Origin of the sequence: Prochlorococcus marinus str. MIT 1214 (assembly GCF_027359355.1) — a bacterium.
GTDB lineage: Bacteria > Cyanobacteriota > Cyanobacteriia > PCC-6307 > Cyanobiaceae > Prochlorococcus_B > Prochlorococcus_B marinus_F.
In genome coordinates, this window is the sequence record NZ_CP114777.1 from 568,490 (window position 1) to 580,212 (window position 11,723).

Genomic DNA, 11,723 nt, shown 5'->3' on the forward strand with positions numbered 1-11,723 from the left:
TAAATCGCTTTTTGACTCTTGCTAACAATTTATCGAAGTAATAAAGCTGAATGGTTAGCAGAGATACTAGGCCAGGAGCTCCGATTAAATCCTCCTGAAATAACTGAAGAAGTTAATATCATTGTAAGTACATGGCCATCAAGCAGATGGCTAGGTGAAAAACTTTCAATAATTAATAATATCAATGCATTAGTTAAATACCCTTTCCCTGGTACATATTTAAAAAGGTTAGTCAAGGGAATTATTGGTATTGATCCTAATGAACAAGATCCATGGGAAAAGAATCATCTTGTTTGGAATATTTTAGAATTATTACCAGAATTAATGAAAAAAGAAGAAGCACAGTTAATTAGATCCTGGATAAACATAAGCGAAAAAGAAAATAAGCATATCAATCTGAATTTATGGGATCTAGCAAACAATATTGCAGAGATATTTGATGATTACATACTTTATAGGCCTGAAATTATCAAGCAATGGTTAAGCAAGAAAGCAAAGATAAATTGTAGAGAAATTAGTGTTAATAAAAATATCTTATGGCAAGAAGTATTATTTAATTTATTATATAAAAAGATAAATAAAGATCCTTTCTGCATTCAAGTCGAAAAAGCTATTAAATGTTTAAAGAAAGATGATATTTCTAAACTGGATTATCCAAAAAATCTATACATCTATGGACTTAGCACTCTTGCACCATTACAAATAGATTTAATTCAAGCATTATCAAAAGTAATAAATATAAAAATTTATTTAATTTCCCCTTGCAATGATCTTTGGCAAAGATGTGAAGCAAGAAGACTGAAATTTAGAAACACGTGGAATACTCCTCCTGACAGACAATGGTTACTAGAATCTCCAAGACTTGAAGCCTTCCTTGGACGGATGGGGGCCGAATTTCAACAGTTGCTAGAGGGGAGTGGTGAATATCAATTAGGAGATAGAAATGAGGAAGATATTTTTTCTCTTACAGCAAATATCGCCACCAACAAAGGGGCCAAACCAAATTTATTAGAACAACTACAACAAGAATTGTTATCCACAAAAAGTGAAAGTATTTTAACCAAAGAAAAATCTGATAAATCACTACTTTTCCTTAAGGCACCAGGAAAGTATCGGCAAGTAGAATTGATACGAGACCATATATTGCAGCTCTTCGCCAATGACAAGGAACTTAAACCTAGAGACATTTTAATAATGACACCACAGGTTGATAGCTATGCGTCAATATTTACCTCAGTCTTTAACAATATAGATAAAAATACTACTCAGCTACCCTGGGTAATTACAGATAGAAGTCAAGAAGACAAAGTAGGTTTAATACATTTTGTGTTAAATCTGTTAGAGATTTCTGCATCTCGTCTAACCGCATCAACTTTTGAAAATTTATTAACTAATCCAGCATTACAAACGCAACAGAATATAAGTATTGACGAGGTGAATGACATAACCAAAAGCCTTCAATCCGCTGGCTTTACTTGGGGACTTGATTCTTCAGAAAGATTTGGGGAAGAAGCTCATAGCCTATGTTGGTGTTTAGAGAGATTTCTCCTTGGTCTTGTATTACCAGATGATCCATTTAATGGGATAAGAAATATCTCCCCTTATTCAGAGAATATTTCAAGTACAGAGTTTATAAAAGCCTGGGGTATACTTTCAAAAATTTGCAATTATATCGATGCGATTCGCTGTAAACGTTCATGTAAAGAATGGATAAAACTTATAACATCACTCATAAAGGATTTATTTGGGGATGGTGGGGAATGGGCATGGGAAGAGAAACAACTACTAACTATTGTTAATTATTGGGGTCTCATAACAGATAATTGTGAACTAGAAATTGAATGTTTAGTAGTCAAAGACATTATCACCAAAGCATTAAGTGCTTCAAATGGCAAATTTGGTCATAGGACAGGGAAAATCACGATCAGCGCCTTAGAACCAATGAGGGCAATCCCTCATAAAATCATCATCGTTATGGGACTAGAAAGTAGAACTTTTCCAAGAATAGATAATAGAAGAAGTTTTAACCTCCTAGAGAGAAAAAGAGAGCTTGGAGACCCTAACCAATATGACAAAGACCGCTATACATTGTTAGAAGCTTTAATCTCAACTCGTCATAATCTTTTATTTTCTTGGAATTCCAAAGATGAAAAAACAGGAGAAGACCTCGAACCTCCCAGCCCTATTCAACAATGGCTAAATTACTTAAAAATCAAATTAGGAGCTAATACTTATCAAGACATTCTCATTGAGCCACCAGCAAATCCTCTTGATCATTTGAACTTTATAAAAACCGAAAATTCACAAATCATGAGTTGTGATAGGAAGAATCTAGAAACTAGAGAATGGCTTGAAAAAGCAATACCGACTAAAAATATCTCACTAGCATTACCGATAAAGTGGAAAGAACTAAACGTAAGCGTATTAAAATCTTATTCCTTCGAGAAAACCAAAGAATGGTTGCTTAATCCACAAATAACATGGCTAAAAGAGAATGAAATCCAATCAAAAGAATTTGTCAATCTTATGGAAGACAATGATTTACTAGAGCTTACAGAATTAGAAAGATATAAACTTCTTAAACATCGACTAGAAAATAGTGATCTCGTAAAAATTAACGGCACAAAAAATAATTCAAACTACTGGAAAAAAACCTATTCAGGAAAAGGTGTTTTCCCTCCAAAAAGCTCTGGTTTAATAGAGGAGGAACTTCTTGAGGAGCGATGGAATAATTTAATATCCGCAATATGCGCAAACGGAGAAATCACGAAAAAGAGTATTGAGATGCAAGAGTTAGAGGGTGAATTTTACTTTGGAGGGAAGAATTTAATACAGATTGAAATTGGAAGTTTAAAATACAAAACTCTTATGAATGGATGGCTAAATCATTTATATTTATCTGCTAATAGTTCATTTAATTGTAAAACACTGATTATTTCTAGAAAAAAATGCTATGGCAAAAAAATTGATTTCGAAGTAAGCAAGGAGATTTTACCAATCAATACAAAAGAAGCGACTGAAACTCTAAGACAAATACATCAATTAGCAGCCTCAGGAAGAAATACTTGTTGGCCCATACCACCAGAAAGTGGGATGGCTTATGCCATTGCTACAAAAGATAAGAATAAGAATGAGCAAGATTTATTTCAAAAGAGATGGGAAGGTGATTTATATATGCAAGGAGAACGCGAAACTCTAACAATGGAACTTTGCTTTGGCAAAAAATGCAAAGCCTCTACTTTTTTAGACAATGAATCATTTCATAATATATTAATGAGTCTTTATGAACCACTCCTAAAAAGAACCAACTAATCTAGTAAATAAAATGAAGCTAAATAAAGGAAATCTCTTTAAGGATATTAAAACTATCTTATCAAAATGGGGATTTAGCAAGAAGGGGCTACTGAATAATACAAAAGGAGAGTGGTATTTATTTTCTCAAATATTTTTAATCCTCCTACATTTAATACCTCCCTACCCCAAAATAGAGCACATAACATATTCAATAAATACTTTTTGTACAATTCTTGGATTAGCAATTTCAATTCAAGGTCTATTCATTGCCATTAGAGCTTTCATAGATTTAGGAGAAAATCTTACACCACTTCCTTATCCAATGAATGAATCGAGTCTGATAAAAAATAATTCATACCAAAGTGTTCGGCATCCTCTTTATAAGGGGTTATTATATATTTCATTAGGAATATGTATTTTATCATTGAGTTTACTACATCTATCTCTACTCATTTCATTAGCTTATATTTTAAGAGTAAAAGCCTTAAAGGAAGAAGAAAGACTAAAAATTAAATTTCCTGAATACAAAAAATATATGAAAGAAGTGCCAGCTATTATAAAAAAAATAAAATATTTAGATTGGAGATACTGAAATGGTAATTATAAACAATTTACAACATCAAAGCCAAGAGGAAATAGAGATAAAAAGGCTTAGTTCTTATTTTATTATTATACCTATGAAATAATCATGACTAATATAGAATTATTTCAAGCGAATAAATATCCTTTAACGAATGGAACACGTCTGATAGAAGCAAGTGCTGGAACAGGAAAAACATTTGCTCTTTCTCATCTTGTCTTAAGGTTATTGACTGAACAAGAATATTCAATAGACGAAATACTAGTTGTTAGCTTTACAGAAGCAACAGCTTCAGAAATAAAAGGCAGAATAATTGAAAGATTAATTATTGCATTAAAAACTATTGAATCAATAAATACAAAAGTAAAACAATATCAAATTGACAGCGTATTAAATGAATGGGTCGAATTAAATATAACATCTAAAGAAAAAGCTTTACATATAGCTTCCTTACTCTTAGAGGCATTAGAGCGAATTGACAATGCAGATATCACAACAATTCATGGATTTTGCAGCAAAACACTTCGTAGAGAAGCTATTGAGAATGGAAATAATTTAAACCCAACCATCGAAAAAGATTCAGCATATCTCATAAAAGAAATTGTTGAAGAATATTGGAAAAAAGAAATATTAGAAATAGAAATTTCAGAATTAAAAGGTATATTTAAAACTAATTTCAATTGTCAGAATTTAATTCATGTTCTTAATTCTCTGGATAATGATCCAAATAATATTTTCAAACAAACATTTAATAACTTAAAAATAGAAGAAAGTCTTTCAAATCAATTAAACAGCTATATTGAATCATTATGGATAGAATTTACGACTGTTTGGGAAGAAAAGGGACAGGAGCTTGAAGATTGCTTGAGGCAGATTGCTAAGGATCTAAGATCTCAGGGTATTACAGAGACAAAACCATACTCTTCCAAGCCTAGAAAAAATCGTTATGAGCTTTTAAGTAACTGGATTGAAAAATATAAAGATAAAAAGCGACCATCATATGAAGAGATTCAAAATCAAACTCTTATAAATAAATATTTTCATCCTAAATATATTTACCAATTAGATATGAAGTATAGAATTGATTCTTGTTCAAAAGGAATGATGTCAACTCTTGATATTATAGGGGATTTATATGATGGTCCAGGTGAATTCGTATGGGAACATGCTTTGTTATGGACTAAGAGAGAACTTGAAAAAAGAAAATCTAAAAAGGGTTTGATAAATTATTCTGATCTGCTTAAATTACTAGACCCCAAGAAATTAAATAGTAATGGAATTAAAGATGAAGTTAAACCTAATAATATCTATAAAAACTTAAAGCTTAGATATAAAGCAGCCTTGATCGATGAATTCCAAGATACTGACCCAGTCCAGTTAAGATTACTAAATGAAGCCTTTGGAAACCGATCAACGCACCTACTACTAATGATTGGAGATCCAAAGCAAGCAATCTATAGTTTCAGAGGCGGAAGCTTAAATACATATATGAAAGCCAGAGAAGCTTGTGATCAAATTCATATAATGAATTCTAATTATAGAAGTACAAAACCACTAATTTTAACACTCAATAAATTATTTCTTGATGGTTTAATAAGGTCAAATCTATCAACTCAAGAACTTAATTCTTGTTCACAAGAAGATCTACTAAAACTGAATGGAATAAAAGCACCCTTTAAGATATTAAATCTATTAGACGATCATAAAAAAGAAAAAATACAACGAATAAAATTAGAATCGAAAAGCAAAATAGAGGATAAGATACCGCAAATTATAGGATATTATTTATTAGAACTGTTAAGCAATAATCCCAAAGACTTAACCCCCTCAGATATTTGCATACTAGTCAATAGACACGATCAAGCTAAAAACATACATAGCTATTTATCAAAAATAAAAATTCCTTCACAACTCCTAAGCAATGAAAATATATTTACTAGAGAGGGTGCTCAAATCCTACAGATTTTCATTAACTGTATTGTTAGTCCACATAACCAACAAAAACTTGCCCTGCTAGCTTGTTCTGAGCTAATGCAATGGCAAAAGGAACAACTAATTGAATCAAAAATTAATGGAGATTTTGATACATTATCTTCAAAGTTCTATGAACTTGCAAAATTATTTCCAAAGATTGGATTATTAGGTTCTTTATCAAATTTTCTAGAAGGGAAATCAATAGCTGATCTTTCTAATAGAGGAACTTTATTAGGGGATCTATACCAAATCTCTCAGCTAGTAGACGAACAAATCCATCGACAGAAATTTAATGCTTTAAGAGCATCACAGTGGCTGGGTAGTCAACGGTTCCAGTCCACTAAGCCAATACCTGAAGAATATCAACCTAACAGTGCCATTAGTAATAGCTCCGTAAATATAATTACAATCCACAAGAGTAAAGGACTTCAATTTAAAATAGTAATTTGTCCATACTTATGGCAAAAGCCTCCAGATAAAAAAAGTCATTTATGGAGAGATAATCAAAATCTATTAATTTCTAAAAAGTATAAATGGCAAAACAAATATTGTTTATATCAAGATTTCATTAGAAAAGAATCATTAAGTGAGGCAGAGCGATTAGCATACGTTGCTTTTACAAGAGCTAAAAAACAATTAATAATCCTGTGGGCAAAGGCTGCTGGTCAAGAAGGGAACCCTCTTTCAGGATTTTTATTTGGATCTGAGGCAATAAATCTAAATATAGAAGAACATACAAAAGAAATGATGGAAAAGTCATTCAAGAAAAGGAATTTAAAAGTTGATATTCAAGATATAAAAGTAATTGAAACCAATAAAACATTGACTCAGCCTAAAAGTGAACTCAAACTGTCACTTGGAGCAATCCCTAATCATCAGTTTGAGAATAATTGGGGAAGATATAGTTTTTCAAAATGGATCAAACAAAAAAATGTGGAATTAATTCTTGAAAACCTATCAGATGAGTTGAATGAAGATCATGAATTTAAAGATGAAATTGAGGATGTTTCTCTCCAAGAAATTGATCAAGTATATATAGAAAAAGATCAAAGTATTGATAGATTTGCAGATAAAAAATGGTTTGAAGAAAGTCCTATAAGTGAATTTCCTAGAGGACCAATAGCAGGGACTTGTCTTCATAAAATACTTGAAAGAATAGATTTCAATGATATTGAAAATCAAATAAAAGTTTCATCTATAATAGAAGAGGAATTAAATTTAGTTAATATAAGTAATTCATTTATTGAACCAATTAATATTTTATTAAGGAGAATTGCAAATACACCTTTAGGCGGTCCATTAGGTAACTTTAAAATGAAAAATCTAGCTTCAAGAAGCTCTATCAAAGAATTAAAATTTGATATTCCACTTTGTCATGAAGGTAATCCAATAAATACTCTAGAATTATCATCAATATTTAGAGAAGATATCCAAAATAAATATGGCTCAGACTATATAAAGAAACTGATGAATCTAAATATTTATAGCAGCGGTTTCTTAACCGGATCCATAGACCATGTTTTTGCAGACAAACCAAATCACGAAATTGCTAAATGGTGGGTTTTAGATTGGAAAAGTAACTGGATAGGAACTCCCTTATCAAAAGAGAATGGTGCTTCTTCTTGTGGCCCCTCAAATTATTCAATTACCAGAATGGATGAAGAAATGTACCATCATCACTATCCACTACAAGCCCATATATATTTACTTGCCTTACATAGATTTTTAAATTGGAGGCTCCCTGATTATTCACCTCAAAAACATCTTGGAGGTTACATTTATGTGTTTTTGAGAGGACTTCCAGATGAAGAAGTTTTAAAAGAAAATAATTTCCCTAAAGGGACTCCAGGCTTAATCGTCGAACCAGCTCCTATAGAAAGAATAAAAAAATTAGATTTATTGATTAAAAGACGACATATATGAGAGAACCTTTGAAAAAAAAATTTTCACCTGATTTAAATAAATCATTATTAGCTACTCTAATTCGCTATTTCCCACCTCTAGAGTTTAATGAGGCTTTAATTGATGTCGTAAATGTATTAATGGAAGGATTATCAAGAGGTGATGTTTATATAGACATGAAGGAAATCCCTAAAAATCTTGCTCTTAAATATAAAGGTTGGCCCAGCAACCATATGAAAGCCTTATTAGAGAGTGGCTGGACTAAAGGGAATAAATCCCCAATAGTTTTAAATGGGGATTTAATCAGTTGGCGTCGAACACATAATGAGATAGTTGAAACCATTCATAGAATACTCGAAAGGAATCAACCTATTAATCACCTATCAAAAGAATTACCTGATCGAATTGGTGCTAAAAATCTAGAGCATCTAAATATTCAACAAATAGAAGCTGTTGAGCTTGTTAAAAGTAAACAAATCATCTTATTAAGTGGTGGTCCAGGAACAGGTAAGACTAGTACTATCCTTCAAATGCTTTTACAAGCACTAACAAGAAATCCGACTCTTAATATTGCAATGGCTGCTCCAACAGGGAAAGCCGCAAAAAAACTAAAAGATACTATTCAATCAGGTATTCAAGATTTTGAAGATCCTTTTAAGGATAAGCTTTCTAATATTCCTTCTAAAACATTACATAAATGGTTAGAAGCAGGACCAAATGGCTTCAGAAGAAACTCTCAACGACTATTAAATTTAGATCTAATAGTCGTAGATGAGATGTCAATGGTTGACCTGTCAACCATTAATGGATTACTCGATGCATTAAGAAAATCATGTCAAATAATCTTAGTAGGTGACCCTGACCAATTATTGCCTGTAGGAAGCGGTGGTATATGGCAAATTTTGCAAGAGAAAGAAACGAAAACAAACTTACAAACAAACTCAGTCAAACTTACAAAGGCATATCGAAACAAAGGAGATATCGCTTTATTGAGAAATAAACTAAAAGATGAAGGAGTAGATGCCTTTTGGCAGCTGCTTTCAATAAAAGAAGATTCATCAAATATAAGTCAGTACATTTCATCCCTAAAAAATATTCCAGATCCCGTAGTAAGAACCCTTTTTAACTATAGAAAGAAACTTAAACAATTAACAGAAAATTGTATTAATTATATTCCTACTGAAGCATGGAAATCAAGCATGATTCAGGTAAAGCAATCCGCTGAGATAATAAAACTCTTTAAATTCATAGATAATCTTCTTATACTTTGTCCGCAAAGATATGGGCCCTGGGGTGTAAATAAAATCCATGAGATCATTTTAGGAAAGAGATTTGAGAAGGAAGCACACAAGTGGGAGGCAGGAACACCGATCATGGCAAAAAGTAATCAACCTGAGATAGGTTTAGCAAATGGAGACGTTGGGATAATTATTGGCAACGGCGAGCAAAGACGTTTTTTATTTAATGTATTTTCGGAAGAACAAAGACTAGTAACTCGATTAATAAACCCATCAAGGGTAAATATGTATGATGCAGCATATGCAATGACAATTCATAAATCTCAGGGGAGTGAAGCTGATCAAGTTCTTTTACTTTGGCCAAGTACCTCAAAAGTTTCAGAAGACAATAATCTCATAAAATTGTATTCTGATGATTATGAAAAAAGAATGCTTTACACAGCAATAACCCGTGCAAAAAAACAATTACTAGTAATCACCAATCAAGAAGAAGACTTTTAAAGATGTGGTCAACTTATTCCTAAAAGGATTTTTGAGATGATAAAATTAATTTTATATCCCTTTAACAAGGCGAGTCAGCAAAGCACGGTTATACACCGATCGGAAGTTGTCTGCCTAATTTGAAGGACAAAAAGGCAACCATTATTAGATGACAAATAAAAATCTACATGAGGATACATCATGTCCAGGAGATCAAGACGTTCTCGAGGAATCTACTGAGAAAATATTGGATGAAGGTAATCAAAATTCAGAAAATGGATTTTCTGAATTTAACTTTAGTGAAGAACTAATTCAAACAATTTCTGATAAAGGCTACTCATCACCCACTCCTATTCAAAAAGCTGCAATTCCTGAATTACTTCTTGGTAGAGATTTAGTTGGACAAGCTCAAACAGGTACAGGTAAAACAGCTGCATTTGCATTGCCAATCCTTGAGAGACTTAAAAAGAATGTTGGACATCCACAAGTTTTAGTTCTAGCTCCCACTCGCGAGTTGGCTATGCAAGTGGCTGAATCATTTCGCACATATTCCGCAGGTCATCCGCATTTTAAAGTTCTCGCTATATATGGAGGTTCTGATTTTCGAAATCAAATCAACACTCTTAGGAGGGGGGTTGATGTAGTCGTGGGAACTCCTGGGCGAGTCATGGATCATATGCGTCAAAAGACTCTCAATACTAGTCATTTAAGTTGTTTAGTTCTAGATGAAGCAGATGAAATGTTAAGAATGGGATTTATTGATGATGTTGAGTGGATTTTAGAACAATTGCCAGAGGAGAGACAACTGGTTTTATTCTCAGCGACAATGCCATCTGAGATAAGACGATTATCAAAAAAATATTTAAATAGTCCTGCGGAAATAACTATAAAAGCAACTGAATTGAAGGAAAGGCTTATCAGGCAAAGGTATATAAGCGTTCAAAATGTGTATAAAGTCAATGCACTTCAAAGAGTACTTGAAGCTGTTTCAGAAGAAGGAGTAATCATATTTGCGAGAACAAAAGCTATTACAATTGTAGTAGCTGAAAAATTAGAATCACATGGATATAATGTAGCTGTCTTAAATGGGGATATTCCTCAAAATCAAAGGGAGCGAACAGTTGAAAGATTAAGACAGGGTTCTATCAATATTTTAGTAGCTACAGATGTCGCAGCAAGAGGTCTTGATGTGGATCGAATTGGTTTAGTAATTAATTATGATATGCCATTTGATCGCGAAGCCTATGTTCATAGAATTGGCAGAACTGGTCGTGCGGGGAGAAATGGTGAAGCTATTCTTTTTGTTAATCCAAGAGAAAGATCATTTTTAAGTAATCTTGAAAGAGCTGTAGGTCAAGCAATTGAGAAAATGGATATTCCAAACAATGAACTTATCAACAGCAACCGAATTAAGAAGCTTCAAGCAAAATTAATAAAAGCCGCCTCGACGGAAAGAGACAACCCAGAAGAGGCAGATATTTTAGAAGAATTAATAAAAAATGTTGAAAAGGAATTAGATATAGATCCAAAAGAATTAACTCTTGCCGCATTAAATTTAGCGGTTGGTTTTAATCCACTCCTTGAGAACGGGAATGAGGATTGGATCAGGCAATCAGCTCATAGGAACACAAGAAATGATCGACGAGACAATAAATTCAAGCAACGTCGAAGAGGTGATTTTGATAACAACAGACTTGACGATGAAATGGATAGATTCAGGGTTGAAGTTGGGCACCGAGATAGAGTTAAGCCTGGGAATCTAGTTGGAGCAATTGCCAACGAAGCAGGACTTAAAGGAAGATCTATAGGCAGAATAAGAATATTTGAAAACTACAGCCTAGTAGATTTGCCAAAACAAATGCCTGATAATGTTTTTCAAGCTTTAAAGAAAGTCAAAGTAATGAATAGAGAATTACAAATAAACAGAGCTGACTGATAGAAAAAATACCAATAATATGCTTAGTAAATTATTATTCAGAAGCATGATCATATTTCTTCTCATAGATATGAGTAGCAATTTGGAGGCTCAAGAAAAAACAATTAGTAATAAAAATAGTCTTATTAATAAATTCTGTATTGCGACATTAAAATCAAAACTTGAGATCGAGAATAAACAAGATATAAATGAAATTAGTGATTATACATGTGAATGTTTTTTTAAAGAATATAATTCTGGCAATTCTTTAAAAAGCTCTCGAGCTTACTGTAGAAATAAAGCTTCTGAGAAATATAACCTCTAAAAGAATAGCAATTTA

At 32.4% G+C, this 11,723-nt stretch carries 6 protein-coding genes; all 6 read left to right on the forward strand.

All coding sequences use genetic code 11. From position 1 onward, the window contains the following. Positions 1 to 18: 18 nt before the first annotated feature. Positions 19 to 3,312: an exodeoxyribonuclease V subunit gamma gene (locus O5639_RS03675; protein ID WP_269625132.1), complete on the forward strand. Its 3,294-nt coding sequence runs from the start codon at positions 19 to 21 to the stop codon at positions 3,310 to 3,312. Between the two features lie 13 nt (positions 3,313 to 3,325). Continuing rightward, positions 3,326 to 3,886: a methyltransferase family protein gene (locus O5639_RS03680; RefSeq protein ID WP_269625133.1), complete on the forward strand. Its 561-nt coding sequence runs from the start codon at positions 3,326 to 3,328 to the stop codon at positions 3,884 to 3,886. A 96-nt stretch (positions 3,887 to 3,982) separates the two neighbouring features. Next, positions 3,983 to 7,771, forward strand: a complete 3,789-nt coding sequence (locus O5639_RS03685) for a UvrD-helicase domain-containing protein (RefSeq protein ID WP_269625134.1) — start codon at positions 3,983 to 3,985, stop codon at positions 7,769 to 7,771. 8 nt (positions 7,772 to 7,779) lie between these two features. Then, positions 7,780 to 9,489, forward strand: a complete 1,710-nt coding sequence (locus tag O5639_RS03690) for an AAA family ATPase (RefSeq protein WP_269625135.1) — start codon at positions 7,780 to 7,782, stop codon at positions 9,487 to 9,489. Between the two features lie 148 nt (positions 9,490 to 9,637). Further along, a complete protein-coding gene (locus O5639_RS03695; RefSeq protein WP_269625136.1) occupies positions 9,638 to 11,404 on the forward strand; it encodes a DEAD/DEAH box helicase in 1,767 nt (588 codons plus the stop codon). A 46-nt stretch (positions 11,405 to 11,450) separates the two neighbouring features. Continuing rightward, positions 11,451 to 11,708 carry a hypothetical protein gene (locus tag O5639_RS03700; protein WP_269625137.1) on the forward strand — a complete coding sequence of 86 codons (258 nt, stop codon included), beginning with the start codon at positions 11,451 to 11,453 and terminating at the stop codon, positions 11,706 to 11,708. The last annotated feature ends 15 nt before the right edge of the window (positions 11,709 to 11,723 follow it).